Source organism: Pseudomonas batumici (assembly GCF_036585405.1).
GTDB classification, from domain to species: Bacteria; Pseudomonadota; Gammaproteobacteria; order Pseudomonadales; family Pseudomonadaceae; genus Aquipseudomonas; species Aquipseudomonas batumici.
In genome coordinates this window covers 4,840,451-4,859,305 of record NZ_CP144470.1, presented here as the reverse complement: position 1 = coordinate 4,859,305, position 18,855 = coordinate 4,840,451, and the positions used below count along the sequence as shown (strand labels likewise).

Annotated in this window: 14 protein-coding genes; 6 read left to right on the top strand and 8 right to left on the bottom strand. The window is 63.9% G+C overall.

What is annotated here, in order from left to right:
* Positions 1-35 precede the first annotated feature (35 nt).
* The 4 genes from NUH87_RS22120 (at position 36) to NUH87_RS22105 (ending at position 5,272) form a co-directional block, all read left to right on the top strand.
* The gene (locus NUH87_RS22120) at positions 36-2,015 is read left to right on the top strand and encodes a flavin monoamine oxidase family protein (protein ID WP_338522686.1); all 1,980 of its coding nucleotides are present in this window, start codon (positions 36-38) and stop codon (positions 2,013-2,015) included.
* Between the two features lie 112 nt (positions 2,016-2,127).
* The gene (locus NUH87_RS22115) at positions 2,128-3,024 is read left to right on the top strand and encodes a nitrilase family protein (RefSeq protein WP_338522685.1); all 897 of its coding nucleotides are present in this window, start codon (positions 2,128-2,130) and stop codon (positions 3,022-3,024) included.
* Between the two features lie 11 nt (positions 3,025-3,035).
* Positions 3,036-4,202: a hypothetical protein gene (locus NUH87_RS22110; RefSeq protein WP_338522684.1), complete on the top strand. Its 1,167-nt coding sequence runs from the start codon at positions 3,036-3,038 to the stop codon at positions 4,200-4,202.
* An 83-nt stretch (positions 4,203-4,285) separates the two neighbouring features.
* The gene (locus tag NUH87_RS22105) at positions 4,286-5,272 is read left to right on the top strand and encodes an asparaginase (protein ID WP_338522683.1); all 987 of its coding nucleotides are present in this window, start codon (positions 4,286-4,288) and stop codon (positions 5,270-5,272) included.
* 26 nt (positions 5,273-5,298) lie between these two features.
* On the opposite strand, the gene NUH87_RS22100 is transcribed toward NUH87_RS22105, so the two are convergent.
* A complete protein-coding gene (locus tag NUH87_RS22100) occupies positions 5,299-6,267 on the bottom strand; it encodes a GlxA family transcriptional regulator (protein ID WP_338522682.1) in 969 nt (322 codons plus the stop codon).
* Positions 6,268-6,356: 89 nt separating this feature from the next.
* Between NUH87_RS22100 and NUH87_RS22095 the strand changes: the two genes are divergently transcribed.
* Positions 6,357-7,148 (top strand): MBL fold metallo-hydrolase, encoded by a 792-nt coding sequence (locus tag NUH87_RS22095; RefSeq protein WP_338522681.1) that lies wholly within the window; start codon positions 6,357-6,359, stop codon positions 7,146-7,148.
* Positions 7,149-7,188: 40 nt separating this feature from the next.
* Here the strand turns inward: NUH87_RS22095 and zapE are convergent, their stop codons facing one another.
* The 3 genes from zapE to NUH87_RS22080 form a co-directional block, all read right to left on the bottom strand.
* Entirely contained in the window at positions 7,189-8,283 is a 1,095-nt protein-coding gene (zapE, locus tag NUH87_RS22090) for a cell division protein ZapE (protein WP_338522680.1), read from the bottom strand.
* Positions 8,284-8,373: 90 nt separating this feature from the next.
* Entirely contained in the window at positions 8,374-9,729 is a 1,356-nt protein-coding gene (locus NUH87_RS22085; RefSeq protein ID WP_338522679.1) for a tryptophan--tRNA ligase, read from the bottom strand.
* Between the two features lie 14 nt (positions 9,730-9,743).
* Positions 9,744-10,373, bottom strand: a complete 630-nt coding sequence (locus tag NUH87_RS22080; RefSeq protein ID WP_040070850.1) for an alpha/beta hydrolase — start codon at positions 10,371-10,373, stop codon at positions 9,744-9,746.
* A gap of 149 nt (positions 10,374-10,522) precedes the next feature.
* Between NUH87_RS22080 and NUH87_RS22075 the strand changes: the two genes are divergently transcribed.
* Positions 10,523-10,957 (top strand): YhcB family protein, encoded by a 435-nt coding sequence (locus NUH87_RS22075; protein WP_040070791.1) that lies wholly within the window; start codon positions 10,523-10,525, stop codon positions 10,955-10,957.
* Between the two features lie 86 nt (positions 10,958-11,043).
* On the opposite strand, the gene NUH87_RS22070 is transcribed toward NUH87_RS22075, so the two are convergent.
* From NUH87_RS22070 to NUH87_RS22055, 4 genes are all read right to left on the bottom strand, one after another.
* Complete coding sequence (locus tag NUH87_RS22070) at positions 11,044-11,856, bottom strand: OmpA family protein (RefSeq protein ID WP_338522678.1); 813 nt, start codon at positions 11,854-11,856, stop codon at positions 11,044-11,046.
* A gap of 97 nt (positions 11,857-11,953) precedes the next feature.
* Positions 11,954-12,598, bottom strand: a complete 645-nt coding sequence (locus tag NUH87_RS22065) for an MBL fold metallo-hydrolase (RefSeq protein ID WP_338522677.1) — start codon at positions 12,596-12,598, stop codon at positions 11,954-11,956.
* Positions 12,599-12,728: 130 nt separating this feature from the next.
* On the bottom strand, positions 12,729-17,057 hold the full coding sequence (locus NUH87_RS22060) for a CHASE domain-containing protein (protein WP_338522676.1): 4,329 nt from the start codon (positions 17,055-17,057) through the stop codon (positions 12,729-12,731).
* A 70-nt stretch (positions 17,058-17,127) separates the two neighbouring features.
* Positions 17,128-18,822 carry a two-component system response regulator gene (locus tag NUH87_RS22055; protein ID WP_040070797.1) on the bottom strand — a complete coding sequence of 565 codons (1,695 nt, stop codon included), beginning with the start codon at positions 18,820-18,822 and terminating at the stop codon, positions 17,128-17,130.
* Positions 18,823-18,855 lie beyond the last annotated feature (33 nt).

The window sequence follows — 18,855 nt, the reverse complement described above, 5'->3', positions numbered from 1 at the left end:
TCACTACCGATTGCCACTGACAAGGAGCGTCGACCATGCCTATTGGATTGGCCCAACAGCACCCCTCTTTTCCTGCACCGACGGTGGAACACAAGCGCGCCTGGCGCGCCCGCTTCCCCAATCCGCCGGACCTGTGCTTCGACTATCGCCGACTGGTCGAGCAGCCCGGCGGCGTCGCCCGCGCCACGGACAAGTCCCACCGGATCTGCATCATCGGTGCCGGCGTCACCGGCCTCACGGCGGCCCACGAGCTGCTGCGCTGCGGCTTCACCGACATCACCCTGCTCGAACAATCCCGCCGAATCGGCGGCCGGCACCTGACCGTGATCGACAGGAGCCAGCCCGCCACCCGCGGTTCCACCCCCTTCGAAATGGGCGCGATGCGCCTGCCCTACTTCAACCGCGCGGACGAAACGCCGCTGCAGGGGCGCTCCGTGCTGGCGCACTACACCCAGCGGTTCGACCTGCGCCTTTCGGACTTCGCCAACCCGGGCAGCGCCCAGGTCAGCAGCACCGGGATCTTCCTGCGCGACGGCCTCCTGGAGGGGCAGGACACACCGCGGATGCTGATCTGGGACAACCAGGACGGCCAGACCCCGCCACCGGGAAAACTGCTGAAACAGGTCCACGAAAAATGGCGCCTCTTCGCCGAGCGCATGACCCGCCAGGTCCAGGCCCACTACGCCAGCGAGGGTTGGGAAAGCCTGTGGTCGGCCATTGTCCAGCGTTATGAAAGCCTGTCGTTTCGCAACCTCGTCAGCCTGCCGGCCATCAGCCACTGGCAAGCGGACGACCCGGGCAATTTTGGCGGCGTGGGCATGAGCGCCGAAGAGTCGGCGATCTTCTATGCCATCGGCATCGGCGACGGCAGTTGGGGCGCGTTCTACGACGCCTGCAGCCTGTACCCGATCCGCACCGCGATCTTCGGCTTCAGCCATCGCCTGCAATTGATGCACGGCCGTGTCGATGAACGCGGCGATCCACTGCCTTCGCCTCACCTGCAGGCCGGCACGCTGCTCGACAGCAACGGCCTGGCCTTCGACGCCCCGCGCTACCTGGGCGTCGCCGCCCTGGACGAATGCCTGCTGTTCATGCCGGTGGAAAAAAGCGGCCTGTCCTTCTATGAACATTGCCGACAGCGCGGCACCGGGTTTGCCACCCAGGCCCAGGTCAACGGCCTGAGCAAACTGCCCAACCAGCAGATTCGCGTTGACTATGCCTGGCAATGGAGCGATCCGCGGCGGCGCGAGCAGCGCAGCGAGCTGTTCGACTCGGTGATTCTCACCCTGCCGTCCTGGCTGATTGAAACCACCCTGGAGCTCAAGGGTTTCGACGAACAGATGCTGCCGTTCCACATCCGCAGCGCCTACAAGACCGCCCACTGGGAAACCAGCTGCAAGGTGTTTGCACCGCTGAAGAAAACCTTTTTCTCCGAGCCCCACGGCATCCCCCAGGCACTGGTCACCGACAGCCTGATCCATGACATGTACACCTACCGCTACAACGACACCTACCCTTACGACTGCATCCTGCTGAGTTACACCTGGGAGGACGACGCGACCAAACTCGCGCTGTTTTCGGACCAGGAACTGGTCGACAAATGCGTCGACGAACTGGATCGGATACTGCTGCACGCCAGCAATATCAATCGGCGGATCTCGCCTTATATCGACACGCAAAAGGCCGCGGTGCATCGCTGGATGAGTGATCGCAACGCCCTGGGGGCCGCCAAGCTCTACCGCCCCGGCACCTATTACGAAGCCATCGACCTGATGAACTACAACCGCCACTACGCCGCCCGCTCCGGCCTCTACCTGTGCGGCGAGTCCTTCTCGGTCGACGCCGGCTGGACCGAACCCTGCCTGCGGGGCGCCCTCGACGCCACCATCCACCTGTGCCAACGCACCGGCGCACAGTTCAATGGCGGCTTCAGCCTGGACCACTACCCCGAATACAGCGGACGACCGCCTGCCAACAACCCACCCTCGGCGCTCAGCATTCCCAAGTCGCGCTAGGAAATACCCGACTGACTTACCAGAGGGCAACCGACATACATCATTCATTGAATGGCTTCTCATAGGCATATCAATCCATTCGGGTTGAATAACAAGAATGAGAGCACCTCAAATGAACGAATCCCGCCCCTCCGTCAGTCCCGTCCGCGTTGCCGTCGTGCAGTTCGATCCCCAAGCCGGTGTGGCCCACACCCCGCGCAACCTGGACCGCAGCCTCGAGCTGGCGGGCCAGGCCATGCGTGGCGGCGCCGACCTGATCGTGCTGCCGGAACTGGCCAATACCGGCTACAGCTTCCAGAACCGCCAGGAGGCCTTCGCCCATGCCGAAGCGGTACCGGCAGGGCCCAGCGTGCAGGCCTGGATAAAATTCGCACAAGAACATCGGATTTACCTGGCGGCCGGCGTCGCCGAATGTGAGGGCGTGCAGTTGTTCGATACGGCGGTACTGGTCGGGCCGGACGGTTTTATCGGCAAGTACCGCAAGGCGCATCTGTGGAATGAGGAGAAGCTCTGGTTCACCCCGGGGAACCAGGGCTTTCCGGTCTTCGACACCCCCATCGGGCGGATCGGCCTGCTGATCTGCTGGGACATCTGGTTTCCCGAAGTGCCGCGCCTGTTGAGCCAGCAGGGGGCCGACATCATCTGCAGCCTGAACAACTGGGTCTGGACCCCGCCGCCGCTGTTCGACGAGACCGGCAAGTGCATGGCCTCCTACCTGACCATCACCGCCGCCCACGTCAACAATGTGTTCATCGCCGCCGCCAACCGCATCGGCAGCGATCGCGGCGAGCGCTTCCTCGGCTGCTCGCTGATCGCCGGAACCAACGGCTGGCCGCTCAGCAAGGTGGCCTCGCCCGTCGATGAGGCCGTGCTGTTCGCCGATATCGATCTGGTCAGCGCCCGCAGCGCGCCGATCTGGAACAGCCTGAACGACCTGCCCAGGGACCGCCGGACCGATCTCTACGATGGCATGCTCGGCTACACCCGACACCCTGGCCTGCCGCGCTGAGGGGCATCGACATGAACAATGCCTCCAACCCGAGCCGGCTCGCCTGCCTGTTCATCCTGGGCCTGATCGTGCCCGGTCTGCTGATTGCCTGGCTGACGCTGTTCGGCACTACATTCGGCGGGGCCGGCTACCTGCACATGATGGAGAACCTGCCCGCCCCCGGTGCCTGGCTGCGCTGGGTGATGGGCGATATCAGCGAAATGGTGTTCTACAAGCATGAGCTGGCCTCATTGGGCTTGTTGGCCGGTGCCGGCCTGGCCCATTGGGCTCATCGCCGGGGCAAGGCCTGGCAGGGCTTTGCCATTTGCTACGGCAGCGGCCTGTGGCCCTGGCTGATCGGCAGTTCGCTGTTGGGCCTGCTGTTGAGCAACCTGCTGTGGGGCTGGACCGTGCCCCGTTATGGCTGGCAACCGACCTTCGCCGCCTTCGTCTCCGTGCCCGCCGCCACCGTGTTGCTGTTCGGCGCGGGCATGAGGATCGCCGTCAGCGGTGCCGTCATGGGTGCGCTGCTGGTGACGCCGCTGTGCCTGCTGCTGGTCAACTTCGTCTGCAATCCGTTGAACCTGCCGGCGGTCATCGGCAATGTGCTGGGAATGGCCATGGGCAGCGTGATTGCCTTCACCCTCTGTCAGCGCTGGCCGGTGCTGGTGAAACCCGAGGCGCCAGTGACCGCTGCGCCAGCGCCTGCGCAGCCAACCGGCAAGCATGGGCTGATCTGGGGCCTGCGCCGGGTACTCGCCGACTTTTCCGAAGCGCCGTTCTTCGGGAATGAATGGGCGAGCCTGGGGTTGCTGATGGGGGTACTGCTGGCCTACGGGATCAACTCCGCCGGACCGGTCTACGGCTCGGACCTGTTGCTGCCGATACTCGCAGCCCAGGCCCTGGCGTCGGCCATCGGTGTGATGGTCTGGCGGCGGCAATGGATGGCGCTGGGCTGGTACCCAACCTACATCCCGATTGTCTCGGTCGCCCCGGCCGCCGTGCTGGTCCATGGTGGCGGCGCACTGGTGGTGATCGTCAGCGCCCTGCTCGGCGCCCTGATCGCACCGCCGCTGGCCGTCGCCCTGTCGCGGCGGGTTCCCGGGTACATGCACCCGTACATCGGTAATGTGCTGTCGATGGCGCTCAGTACGCTACTGATCGTGCCGTTGCTCGGTGGGCTGCTCAAGCTGGTCTGAATCGAACGTACTTTTCCCTCGATCCGGCTGTACGCTGGTGCAGCCGGCATCGCCTCTTCCCGACCTCTATCAGCGAGAGCACCATGTCCCTGCCTCAACTTTCCATCGCCGCCCTGGGCGGCACTGTCAGCATGCAAGCCGCCCATCCGGACCAGGGCGTGATCCCCAGCGTCAACGGCCAGGCCCTGCTGGAACAGGTGCCCCTGCTCGCCACACGGGCACGGGTCCACGTCGAGACCTTGTGCCTGCAACCCAGCGCTTCGCTGGACTTCGACTTTCTGCTCGGCGTACTGGACTGGGCCAGGCGGCAAGTCGAACAAGGCGCCAACGGCGTGGTGATCACCCAGGGCACCGACACCCTGGAGGAGTCCGCGTTCCTTTTCGAACTGCTCTGGGACCGCGATGAGCCGCTGGTGCTGACCGGCGCCATGCGCTCGGCCGCCGAGGTCGCTGCCGACGGCCCGGCAAACCTGCTGCAGGCTGGCCTGGTCGCCCTGGCGAGCACCAGCCGCGGACGTGGCGTCCAGGTGGTGATCAATGGCCAGGTCCACGCCGCGAGCCGCGTGCGCAAGAGCGACGCCCTGGCACTGGAGGCCTTCAGTTCGCCGCTGTTCGGCCCCAGCGGCCTGATCATCGAAAACACGGTCCGTTACCTGCACGCCCCGACCCCGAGGAAAACCTTGCCGCCACCGACAAGCACCCGGCAACGGATCGCCCTGCTCGAAGCGTCGCTGTCGGCCGATACGCTGATACTGGAGAAGTTGCCGGAGCTGGGCTACGACGGCCTGGTGATCGCCGGTTTCGGCGCCGGTCACGTCAGCGAAGGCTGGGCCCGGGCGATCACGCCATTGGCGCTGAACATGCCGGTGGTGATCGCCACGCGCACCGGTGCCGGTTCAACGGCGACCCACTCCTACGGTTTTATCGGCGGTGAAATCGACCTGATCGAGCGCGGCGCGCAGATGGCGGGTTTCCTGTGTCCGCGCAAGGCGAGGATCCTGTTGTGGCTGCTGATCGGCAGCCAGCGGAGCGCTGAGCTGCCCGACTATCTCCGCCACTTTGGCGAGTAGTCAAGCCCCGTCACCCTGGCGTTTTTTCAGCCCCGCCCAAACCGCTGTCGGTACTCAAGCGGGGTCAAGTCGGTCAGTTCCTTGAACATCCGACGCAGGTTGGAATCACTGCTGAAACCCAGGTCGGCGCTGATGGTATTGACCGCCGCAGACGTCAGCATCAACCGCTCGCTGACCTGGTTGAGCTTGATACAGCGGGCATAAGCCGCCACGGCCATGCCCGTCTCGGCACTGACCTTTCGTGCCAGGGTCCGCGGGGACAGGCTGAGCTGCTCCGCCAGCCGCTGCACGGTGATCTGCTCCGCCGGCGACTGCTCGACACACCTGTGCAACTGACGCAACAGAGGACTGGACTGCTCGATCAGGCTCATGGCCGCAAAGGCCGGGTGAGCCTGGACCGGACGCGCCAACACCATCAGCTTGGCCAGGTCGTGAAACATTTCCTCGCCGATCGCCCGTTCGATCAACGCCTGCGCAATCAGCAGATAGCCATTCACCCCGGATGCCGTCGCGGTCAACGGGTTGATCACGCAGTGACGCTCGCTTTGCCAATTCACGTTCCTGTAACGCTGGGCCATGGCGCCGGCCAACCACCAGGTCACCGTCGACGCCTGGCCATCCAGGCGCCCGCTCGCGGCGATCAGGCAGACACCCGTGCAGTAACTCCATAACTGCATCTGCTTCGAACAGGCCGACAAGGCCGATACCAAGGCCTGGTTGTCGCTCACGACTTTCTCCACCTGCCGGGACGACTCGGCCCAGAAACCGGCGACCAGCAGCGCATCGACATCAGCCTCCGCCAGGCTCCCGGACACCTGCAACGACAAGCCCTCGGCACACGCCACCGTACCCGCCCGCAAGGCGACAAATACCGTCTCAAAGCGTTCTTGCCCGGCACGACGATTGGCCGCGCGCAGCAAATCGGCAAAGGCCAACAGCCCCGCCGGCATGCAGCCGGGATAAAGAAGCAAACCGATTCGGAGGGGGCGGTGCATGGCAGAAACAGAATCCATTATGTCCAATCCTGCCATTCTGCGTGATGGCCCGGCCGGACACAATGCAGCCTCTCTACCGAGGTATGACCATGCACATTCATCAACTACGCAATGCGACGATTATCCTGGAGTTTGGCCGTCACCGTATTTTGGTCGACCCGATGCTGGCACGGAAACGCTCCTTGCCGCCCTTGCGGGTATTCAGCGCCAGGCAGCGCAACCCGCTGGTCGACTTGCCGGTTTCGGCAACGGCGGCACTGCAGTCGGTGACCCATTGCCTGATCACCCACTGCCAGAAAGGCCACTTCGATCACCTGGATCGCGCCGCGAAAAAGTGGCTGCGCGACACCGGCACGCCGGTGATCTGCACGCCCCACGACGCCGCCTACCTGGCCACCCATGACTTGAATGTGCAGCCGTTGCCAAGCGACCACGAACACCCCAGCCCCTTCCTTGACGGCCGGATTCGCACGGTACGCTGCACCCACGGGCAAGGACTGGTCGGCAAGCTGATGGAACACGGGGTGGGTTATCTGATTGAAATGCCGGGCGAGCCCAGCCTCTACCTGAGCGGCGACACCCTGCTCACACCCACCGTCAAGGCGTTCATTGCCGAGCATCGGCCGCAGCTGTCCGTCGTGCCGGCGGGCGGTGCCCGCTTCGATCTGGGAGGGGAGATCATCATGGGCATCGATGAGGTCATCGAATTCACCCGGCTGTCAGCGGGCCTGGTGATCGCCAATCACCTGGAAGCCCTCAGCCACTGCCCCGTGACACGCCGGTCGCTGGCCGATGCGGCGCAGTTGGCCAGCATCGAGGCACGCCTGCGGATCCCCAGGGACGGAGAAGTGTTGACCTTCCCCGCCATGGAGCAACCCTGAACACAGCGCGGCCCGTTGCAGGCCGCGCCAGGTATCGCGCTTAAGGCTTGTGCGCCCGCGACAGGAACTCATGGGACTGCATTTCCAGCAAGCGGCTCAGGGTCCGCTGGAACTCGAAGTTCAAACGCCCGCCGGAGTAGAGATCCTTGAGTTCCACTTCCGCCGAGATGATCAGCTTGACGTTGCGGTCGTAGAACTCGTCGACCATGTTGATGAAGCGACGGGCGATGTCGTCGGTGGCGACGCTCATCTGCTCGACGCCGCTGAGCAACACGGCGTGAAAGATCTTGCCCAGTTCGATGTAGTCGTTCTGGCTGCGCGGACCGTCGCACAGTGCGCGGAAGTCGAACCAGGCCACGTCATCACAGGTACGCAGGGCGCGGATCTCGCGGTTCTCGATCATCAGCACGTCGTTCTCGACGGCCTGGGTGCATTCCGGCGTCAACGCCCGGAAGCTCTTGCGCAGGCTCTCGTGAGCCGCTTCATTCAACGGGAAGTGGAACAGCTCGGCCTGCTCCAGGTGACGCAGGCGATAGTCGACACCGCTGTCGACGTTGACGATCTCGGTGTTCTGCTTGATCAGGGCGATGGCCGGCAGGAAACGCGCACGTTGCAGGCCGTCCTTGTACAGGCCGTCCGGCACGATGTTCGAGGTGGCCACCAGGGTCACGCCGTTCTTGAACAGCTCTTCCATCAAGGTGCCGAGAATCATCGCGTCGGTGATGTCGGAGACGAAGAATTCGTCGAAACAGATCACCCGGGTCTCGGCGGCAAAGCGTTTGGCGATGATGGTCAGCGGGTTTTTCTCGCCGCTCAGGGTCTTCATTTCTTCGTGCACACGCTTCATGAAGCGGTGGAAGTGCGTGCGGGTCTTTTCCTTGAACGGCAGCGCTTCGAAGAAGGTGTCCACCAGGTAGGTCTTGCCACGACCCACGCCGCCCCAGAAATACAGGCCCTTGACCGGCGCCTGGTCTTTCTTGCCGAACAGTTTGCCGAGCAGGCCCGGCTTGTTCTGCGAGGCCGCGATCAGGTCGTCGTACAGGCGCTGCAAATGGCGCACAGCCGTTTCCTGGGCCGCGTCGTGAAAGAACTCGGGGCGTTTCAGATCAGCTTGATATCGTTCTAGGGGCGTCATAATTTCGTTAGCGAGGTAACAAAAACGGGCCGTCACTTTAGCGATGGCCCGTGGGAATGGCAATCAACCCTTGGTCGGGAAGGCCTCGGATCAGTCCTGCGCCGGGGTCAGCGCGACTCGCAATGCCTCGATGGCCGCGTCACGCGACGCGTCATCGGCGAAGTCCGCGCTATCGGCCACGCACTCGCCTTCCAGCCAGACGCTGAAACGACCGGCCTCGCTGCGAATGTCCAGGGCCTGGCCGGACTGCAATTGCTTGGTCACCGCGCCGGCGGTCTTGCCATCGGCAAAGTGCCGCGACAGCAACAGCTGTTCGCCATCGGCGGCCAGCAGGCGGAAGCGGAAACTGCCGTCGTCTTCACGGAAGCTGACAAAGCGCGCGGCCTTGGCGGCTTTCTTCTTGGCGGTCGCGGCCACCTGGGTCGGGTTGACGAACGAGCGCAGGCCCACCGCCTCGCGCAACTCGCCGAGGAACGGGGTGGCCACGCTGCGCGCCTTCTTCGCCCCGGCCTGGAGGATGTCTTCCAGGTCCGACGGACGGCCGATCAGTTCGTGATAACGCTCGCGGGCCTCGCCCAGCTCGTTGTCCAGCAGGCTGAACAAGCGATTCTTCGCTTCGCCCCAGCCCAGGCCCGCCAGCAGTTCGCCGCGGAACTCGGCGGCCTGCGCCTGGGTGGAGAACGCCTGGAACAGGGTGAACAGGTGCGAGTTGTCCGGGTCCTTGGCTTCGCCCGGCGCGCGGGAGTCGGTGACGATGCGCGAGATGGCATCCTTCAGCTCCTTGGCGCTGCTGAACAACGGGATGGTGTTGTCGTAGCTCTTGGACATTTTCCGGCCATCGAGGCCCGGCAGCGTGGCGACGCTCTCCTCGATCAGCGCTTCGGGCATCACGAAGAATTCCCGGCCCTGGCCGAACAGGTGGTTGAAGCGCTGGCCGATGTCCCGGGCCATTTCCACGTGCTGGATCTGGTCGCGACCGACCGGCACCTGGTGGGCGTTGAACATCAGGATGTCCGCGGCCATCAGCACCGGGTAGCTGTACAGACCCATGGTAATGCCGGCATCCGGGTCTTCGCCGCCTTCGACGTTCTTGTCCACCGAGGTCTTGTAGGCGTGGGCGCGGTTGAGCAGGCCCTTGGCCGCCACACAGGTCAGCAGCCAGGTCAGCTCGGGGATTTCCGGGATATCCGACTGGCGATAGAAGGTCACGCGCTCCACATCCAGGCCACCGGCCAGCCAGGTCGCGGCGATTTCCAGGCGCGAGCGCTGGATGCGCAGCGGGTCATCGCACTTGATCAGGGCGTGATAGTCGGCCAGGAAGTAGAACGAATCGGCGTTGCTGTCGCGGCTGGCGAGGATCGCCGGGCGGATCGCGCCGGCGTAGTTGCCCAGGTGCGGCGTGCCCGTGGTGGTGATACCGGTGAGGATGCGCGTACGTGTGGTCATGGATGATCGCTTGTTCAATTCGAGAGGCGCGGCAGGATCAGATCCTTGAGATCGGTCAGCTTGCCGTGAAAAAAGTGTCCGCATTCTGCCACTTTCAGCAGCTCATGGGGACGTTGCAGCGCGGCGGACCAGTCATAGACCAGCTGCGGATCGATCACTTCGTCGGTTTCCGGCTGGATCAGGGTCAGCGGACAGCGTTCCGGCAGGCGGTCGACCGCACGCAAACGCATGACCGCCGCCGCCACCAGGAACAGGTGCCGCAAGGTTTCGCCCTGGGCTTCCAGGCGGCCGCCGAGGCTCGCGGCGACGAAACCGCCGAAGGAAAAGCCCAGCAGGGTCAGGGGCAGGTCCGGGTGCCGTGCGCGCAGCCATTGCGCGGCGGCCTGGGCATCATCGACCTCGCCGCTGCCCATGTCGTGGCTGCCGGCGCTGGCGCCGACGCCGCGATAGTTGAAGCGCAAGGTGATCAGACCGGCATCGCGGGCGGTGCGTTGCAGGGTCGAAACGACCTTGTTGAGCATGGTACCGCCCTGCACCGGATTGGGGTGGCAGATCAGCGCCAGGCCCCGTGGCTCGGGCATGTCCAGGTACAAGGCTTCCAGTTGGCCGACGGGGCCATCGATCAATACAGGGGTTTCACGCATCAGCAAGGAAGGAACTCCGTGACCTCTCAAGGGGTCGACTCGTCTAGCTAAAAGTCTGTGCCTGACATCACTGCGACCTTAAGATCGCGGTATACAGCGCAGGTCCGAGCCGTTAACGTAAAGCAAAGCCGTTTATAGAGGAAGGACTCGTGGAACACTCGCTCTTAGTTTGGTTGTTGCCGACTCTTGCCCTGGTTGCGGGTGTCGCCATTGGTTTCCTGATCGCCCGTCTGGTGCCGAGTGCCGCCCCGAGCAGCACGCAGCGTCAGTTGGACGATATCCAGGAACGTTTCGACAGTTATCAGAACGAAGTGGTCACCCACTTCAACAGCACCGCGAGCCTGGTGAAAAAACTCAGCCAGAGCTACCAGGAAGTGCAAGACCATCTCTCCGAGGGCGCCAACCGCCTGGCCCTGGACGATCTGACCCGCCAGCGCCTGCTCGCCGCCCTGCACGCCGATTCGGTACAGAGCCCACGGGAGCGCCTGACGCCACCGCGCAGCCAGGAGCCGCCACGCGACTACGCGCCCAAGGCGCCGAATGCGCCCGGCATGCTCGATGAGCATTACGGCCTGAAAAAGTAAGCCAGTTTCCGCTGTCAATAAAAAGCCCGCCCGATCAGTGATCGGGCGGGCTTTTGCTTTTGCATGCCTGGGGTTCAGTCAGGCGATCAAGGGTACTGCTGCACCGGCTGACCGTACTGCTGGCCCTGCTGGTATTGCGGTTGGCCTTGCTGCTGGTACTGCTGTTGACCTTGTTGCTGACCTTGCGGCTGGCCGTACTGCTGGCCGGGAATCGCCTTCAGGTTGACCTCCACCCGCCGGTTCTGCGCCCGACCGTTGACGTCGGCGTTGCTGGCCACCGGATTATCCGGGCCGGCACCGCGGGCCGAGAGGTTGGCCCCGCTCACCCCCTGGGAGGTCAGGTAGGTGGCCACGCTCTGGGCACGACGCTGGGACAGGTCGACGTTGTGCTGGCGGCTGCCGGTGCTGTCGGTGTAGCCGACGATCTCGATCTGGTTCTGGTTGAACTCCTTGAGGGAGCCGGCCAGGTTGTTCAGCGGCTGGTAGAAGCTGGGGGAGATATCCGCCGAATCGGTGCCGAAGGTGATATTACCCGGCATGATCAGCTTGATCTGGTCACCCTGGCGCTGCACTTCGACACCGGTGTTGGCCATGCTCTCGCGCAGTTTCTTTTCCTGCTGGTCGGCGTAGTAGCCGTAACCGGCACCGGCCAGACCAGCCAGGGCGCCACCGATCATAGCGCCCTTGCCATGGTTCTTGTGGTCGATCAGCGCACCGGCCGCGGCACCGGCCAGTGCGCCGAGACCGCCATACTTGACGGTGTTGCTCATGCCCCCCGAGCCCTGTTGTTGCTGCTGCTGTGCCTGTCCCTGGTTGTCATAGGGGTTTTGTTGCGATGCACAGCCGGACACTAGGGCGACGGCGGTAGCGAGGATAATCGAGCGACGCGTGGTGAACATGAATCAAGCTCCTACTCATATGAGGTGCAATGGACGTTGGCAATGGACCGTTGCTGACGTTGGAACATGACGAACGGCAAAAATTCCATGAAATCTTTCAGCCGCGAACGAAAGGATTCTCCCGTATCTCCTCGCCCAACCGGGTGTCGGGGCCATGCCCGGTGACCACCGTCGTCTCTTCGTCCAGCGTGTACAGGCGCTGTTTGATCGAACGCACGAGAGTGGCGTGGTCGCCACCCCACAAATCGGTGCGGCCAATCCCGCGACGAAACAGCGTGTCGCCGGCGATCAGCAGTTTAGCCTCGGAAAACCAGAAGCTCATGGAACCCGGCGTGTGCCCCGGGGTATGCAAGGCCACGCCACAGCCGCAGGCCAGTTCTTCGTCATCGGCCAGCCATTGGTCCGGCGACGGCACCGGCACGTAAGGCACGCCGAACAGGTTGCATTGCATTTCCAGATTGTCCCAGAGGAACTGGTCGTCCTTGTGCAGGTGTAGGGTGGCGCCGGTTTTTTCCTTCAGTTGGCCGGAGGCCAGGAAATGATCCAGGTGCGCGTGGGTGTGGATGATGCTGACCAGTTTCAGGCCATGGGCCTCAAGCCGGGCAAGGATCAACTCCGGGTTGCCACCCGGGTCGACGACGATGGCTTTTTTCGTCAGCGGATCGCCGATCAGGGTGCAGTTGCACTGCAAGGGGCCGACCGGGAAGGTTTCGCGGATCAGCGCGGGCTTTGCGGGGTTCATGGGTGTTCCTGCAATGGACTCGTCAGACACTCTCCCCCGCGTCATCCGAACGTCTCGACCGACCGGGGTAATCTGCCGAGAAAGTACAAGGGCGCAGTCCACCTCGTCCACTACCGCCCCTCGCAATGACTCAGGAAAACGGCCCCGAAGCCACCTCCCGGGTCGACTCCCCGCGATACCCCGTGCCAAAGGTCGCCTTCAACTGCTCGACACTGCGCACCAGCATCTCCTTGAGCTCCGGCAACCACTGCGGATCTTCCAGTACACGCGCCACCGCCGCCGCATCGCCATGCAACAGCTCGCGCTCCAGGGCGCCGGCACGCAGCGACAAGGCCTGCGCGCCCACGGTGCCGGCGCTGCCCTTGATCGCATGCAGCACCGCCGCCACCGCCGGCCCGTCGCGGTCCTGCACGTGCTCCGGCAGCAACGCCAGCTGTTTTTCCAGCTCCGCGCCAAAGCTGTACAAGACCGTGCAGATCAGTTCGAGATTGCCTCCGAAGCGGCCCATGATCGAATGGCGCGCCTCGATCACCGAGTCCGTCGAAGGACTCTGCACCGCGCTCATCATCAGCGGCTGAGGCGCCTCGCGCCCGGTCTGGACCCGTAGCGTCTGCACCAGTTGCTCAAGGTCGATGGGTTTGCTCACATGGTCGTTCATCCCCGCCGCCATGCAGGCTTCACGGTCGCTGTTGGACGCGTTGGCGGTCATCGCCAGGATCGGCAACAGGGCGAAATGCGGGTGCCGGCGAATCCGTCGCGTCGCCTCCATGCCATCGATGTCCGGCATCTGGATGTCCATCAGCACCGCATCGAAAGGCGTCGACGTCGACAGGACCTGGCTGACGCCCTCCAACCCGCCTTCCGCCAGGCTGACCTGGGCGCCCTCGCCCCTCAGCAGTTCGTCGGCGACCTGGCGGTTGAGGGCGTTGTCTTCCACCACCAGCAGGCGCAAGCCGGCCAGGCGCCGGGGCCGGGCAGGCCCGGGCAGCGCCTCGGGAAGCGGCGCGCTGGTGCTGAAGGCGCGCTGCACCGCATCGGCCAACTGCCGGGGCGTCACAGGCTTGGTGAGAAAACCCACGAACGGGGCATCGCCCTCGTGATGCACATCCGCCAGCACCTCGCGCCCGTAGGCGGTAATCATGATCACCATCGGTGGCGGCGCGGCCTGCTCCTGCAAACTGATCAACCGGGCGGCACTGAGGCCGTCCATGTCCGGCATGCGCCAGTCCATCAGCACCACGTCGTAGGGTTCGCCACGCTGCTGCGCCTTGCGCACGCTCTCGACCGCCAGCGTGCCACCGCTGACCGTGTCCGCCGTCCAGCCCAGGGAGCGCACGGTGCGCAACAGCAGTTCGCAGGCCATGGAGTTGTCGTCGGCCACCAGCAGGCGCATCGTCGAATCGACACCCGGGCATGACAGCCGCAGGGGCTCGTTGCGGGCCATCTCCAGACTGATATCGAACCAGAACCGGCTGCCAACCCCCTCCTCGCTCTCGACCAGCAATTCACCGCCCATCAACCCCACCAGCCGCTTGCAAATCACCAGCCCCAATCCGGTGCCGCCGAAACGACGGGTGGTCGAGGCCTCTGCCTGGGTGAAGCCGTCAAAGATGCGCTGCAGTTGCTCGGCACTGATACCGATGCCGGTATCGCACACTTCGACCCGAATCCTCACGGTGTCCTGCAAGCGCTTCAATTGCCGGATACTGACCACCACCTGGCCCTGCTGGGTAAACTTCAGGGCGTTACCCGCCAGGTTGATCAGCACCTGTTGCAAGCGCAGGCTGTCGCCCACCAGGCTGCCGGGCAGGTCGGAGTCGAGGTCGAACATCACCTCGACCTCCTTGCGGCCCTGGTTGCCTGCGAGCACCACCGCCAGGTCCCGCATCAGCGGTTCGAGTTCGAAGGGGTGCGGGTCCAGGCGCAGCTTGCCGGCCTCGATCTTGGAGTAGTCGAGGATGTCGTTGAGCAGGCCCAACAGCGACTTGGCCGCCGTCTGGGCCTTGACCACGTAGTCGCGCTGGCGGGCATTGAGGTCGGTGTGCTGCACCAACTGCAACATGCCCATCACGGCGTTCATCGGCGTGCGGATTTCATGGCTCATGTTGGCCAGGAAGAACGACTTGGCCGCGCTGGCGCTGTCGGCCTGGTTCTTGGCCTGGAGCAGGTGCGATTCCAGCTCGCGCTGGGCGGTGATGTCGCGGTTGATACCGGTCACCCGCAGCGCCCGCCCCTGGGCGTCACGCTCGACCTGGGCACCGGCCTGGATGAAACGAATCCGCCCATCCGGCCCCAGCACGCGGAAAATCGGGTCATAGACCCCCTCCCCGGCCACCAGCGCCGCCAACTGCGCGGCCACCGCGTCGACATCCTCGGGGTGGACCCGCTCGTACCAATGCGCATAACTCAGTCCATTGTCACGCAAGCTCAACGGCTGACCGTAGAACTCGAACATCCGGTCGTTCCATTGCAACGAGTCGTCCGCCAGCGTCCAGGTCCAGACACCCAGTTCGGCCACGTCGGCGGCCATCAGCAACTGGTCGCGGATCACCCGGGCCGACTGCAGGCTCACTTCCAACCCATGCTCGGCGGCCTTGCGCTGGGTGATATCGATGGCGATGCCCAGGTAGCCGGTCAGTTGCCCCTCGTCGTCGCGCAGGGAGGTCACCACCAGGCTGACCGGTACATGGGAGCCATCCTTGCGCACGTAGGTCCACTCGCGGGTTTCCGAATGCTCGAACTCCGGCTTGTGGGCCAGGACCCGGAAGCCCTCGATGACCTGCGTATACTCCGTGCTGAGTTCGGCGCCACGGTCGATGAGCTCCTGCTCGACGTGCAGGATCGCCGGAGTGACCTTGCCCAGCACTTCTTCGGCGCGATAACCGAGCATGTGCTCGGCACCTTCGTTGAACACACTGATCATGCCGTCCAGGTCGGTGGCTATGATCGACACCTCGGAGGCCGAACGCAGCACACTGCTGAACAGCAGGTTGATCCGCCGCAGTTCCGAAGTGCGCGTCGCCACCTGCACCTCGAGGCTGGAGTTGAGTTCGAGAATCCGCGCCTCGGCGGCCTTCTGCGCGGTAATGTCACGCAGAATCTTGGACGCACCGATCACCCGGCCGCTTTCATCGCGGATGGGCGAAACATTGACCGAAACACTGAGGCTGCAACCGTCCTTGCGGCGGCGAAGGGTGTCGAAGTTGGTAATCGATTCGCCAAGGGCAATACGCGCGAGGATATTGAGCTCTTCCGCGGCCAGCTCGGGGGGGACGATCAGGTTCACCAGCGGCTGGCCCACCGCTTCCTCCGCGGTATAGCCCAACAGGTTCTGCGCGCCGCTGTTCCAACTGGTCACGACGCCTTGCAGGGTCTTGCCGATGATTGCATCCGCCGAACCTTCGACGATCAAGGCCAACCTGGCCTGTTCGGCGATCACCTGGAGCCGACGCTGGGAGCTGACCCCGGCAATGGCGGCGAGCGCGGCCACCAGCAGGCTCGCCAGGACGCCGAGGAAAAACACCACCGTCGGCGACACCAGGTGCAAGTGCTCGACGAACAGCGGCAGTGCCTCCAGCTCGACCTGCCAGCGCCGACCGAAGACGTCCCGCTCCAGGGTATGGGTCATCACGCCTGTCGTCTGCGCGCCCGACTCGGAGGTCGTCTGGTAAAACTGCTCCGCCCCCCCCGGTACGCTGATGTCCTTGAGCCGCAGGTTGACCGCCTCGCCTGGCGGCACCAGACCGTCCAGCACATTCTCGATCACCAAAGGCGTATAGCCCCAGCCAACAATCGCCGCCTCTCGCTCCGCCTCGGTGGGCAGCACGATACCGTTCTTGTAGATCGGCAACAGAATCAGGAAGGACTGTTCCTCCTTGCCCACCGACCGCTCCAGCGTGATCGGCGCGGTGATCTGCGCCATCCCCGTACGCGCGGCCTTGCGTGCCGCTTCGGCCCGGTCAGCCTCCGAGGCGATATCCAGGCCGAACACCGCCGAGCGGTCGGTGTTCGGCTCCAGGTACTGGATGACATAAAGATCGCCTTCATGGGGCGCAAACTGGTGAATACTGAAGTCCGGCACACCATCGGCCCGGGCCCGCTGCACAAACTCATCGAGGTCCTGGGGTGACACCCGCCGGATAAAGCCGAACCCGCGGGCGCCGGGAAACTCCTTGGACACGTCGCGCATCTGGCTGAAGCGGTGGAAGGTCTCCCGCGTCATGTTCTCCACGCCGGCGGTGATAATCGCGCCACGGGTACCGCGCAACCCGAACTGATACAGCTGCAATCGACTCACCACCGAATCCATCGCTCTTTCGGCGGCGGTGCCAAGGGCTTCGCGGATGCGTTGCTCATTGATGTTCTGCAGGATCAGGCATCCCACGATAGTCGCCACCAGCCCAAGGGCCAGGAGCAGGGTGACGCGCCCATTCAGGGCATACAGGCGAGTTCGTTTCAACGCAGGCTCCCTTGAGTCGTACGATCCCGGGATCGGGGGTATCGATCGTTGGCGATCTGCCCCGCGGCCCTCATGCCCTTCGCGGCCATGAAGACAACACGGTGCATATCTGGGTAAACGGAACCGGTCGGCAGTACAGATAGCCCTGCATGATCCGGCAACCCTGTTCCAGTAACATCTCGGCCTGTTGCGGGGTCTCCACGCCTTCGGCCACCAGTTCCAGACTCAGCGCCTGGCCCAACTTGATGATCGCCTCGACGATGGCCAGGTCGCTCTTGTCGCTGAGCATGTCACGCACGAAGCTCTGGTCGATCTTCAACACATCGATGGGAAACCGCTTGAGATAGGCCAGGCTCGAATAACCCGTGCCGAAATCGTCGATGGCCACGTGCACGCCCAGCGCCTTGAGCGCCATCAGGGTTTCACGGGCGTTGTCGATGTCCCGGGCCAGCACCCCTTCGGTGATTTCCAGTTCCAGCCATTGCGGCGCCAGGCCGGAGTCATGCAGGATGCCCTTGACCATCCCCAGGAAGGTCTCCTCGCGAAACTGCACGACGCTGATGTTCACGCTGACGCAGATCCGGTAACCCAGCTCGTGGAGTTTGCGGGTGTCCTTGCAGGCCTGGAGCAGCACGTACTTGCCGATGGGGATGATCAGCCCGGTTTCCTCGGCCAGGGGAATGAAGTCCGCCGGGGAGACCAGGTTGCCGTCACCGTCGCGCCAGCGGATCAGCGCCTCCATGCCCACCACCCGGTGTTCCCGGGCATCGACCTTGGCCTGGTAGAACACCTCGAAAACCCCGTCCTCGATGGCCGCGCGCATATGCCGTTCAAGCAGGTGGCGGGCGCGCATGCTGCTTTCGATACCCGGCGAGAAAAACAGGTAGCGATTACGTCCCGCCTGCTTGGCCTGGTACATCGCAGCATCGGCATGCCGGTAGAGCGACTCCAGATCGTCGCTGTCTTCCGGGAACACGCCGATGCCGATGCTGGCGCTCAGGTCGTAGCGATTGCCCTGCAGCGAAAACGGGCTGGAGATGCTGGTCAGCACCCGTTCGGCAAAATTGCCCACCGCCTCGAAACCGTCCACCTCCGACAGCAGGATGATGAACTCGTCGCCGCCTTGCCGACTGAGCGTGTCCATGCCGCGCAGCATCGTCGACAAGCGCGTGGCCACGTACTTGAGCATCTGGTCACCGACCGAATGGCCCATGGAGTCGTTGATGGCCTTGAAGTTGTCCAGATCCAGCAACAACAGCGCCAGCCGCCCGCGATTGCGCCGGGCCATTTTCAGGGCCTGCTCGGCGCGGTCCTGCAACAGCATGCGATTGGGCAAGCCGGTCAGGGCATCGTGATTGGCCAGCCGCTTGGCTTCGTTGCGCAAGGTGATATGGGCGTTGATATGCGCCCTGGCCACCGGGATATTCAAGGGTTTCTGGATAAAGTCGATGCCGCCGTAGCCCAGAGCCTGGAGTTCGTAATCGGCCTGGGCATGGGAGGTGACGAAAATCACCGCGGCGTCGGACAGCTTGGGGTCGGACTTCAAGGCCTTGCAGACCTCGAAGCCGTTCATGCCGGGCATCTCGATATCGAGCAGGACCACATCGGGACGGTATTGACGCGCCACCCTCAGCGCTTCTTCGCCACTGGTGGCGACATGCACCTGTGCCAGATCGCGTACCGATTCCCTGAGAATGAGCGCGTCAGTCGCCTGGTCATCGACGATCAGGACGACCGGAGCAGGGCTAAATGTGGTCTCGCGCATTCCTTGCTCCCAGGCAATTCCTTTGTAATTCAT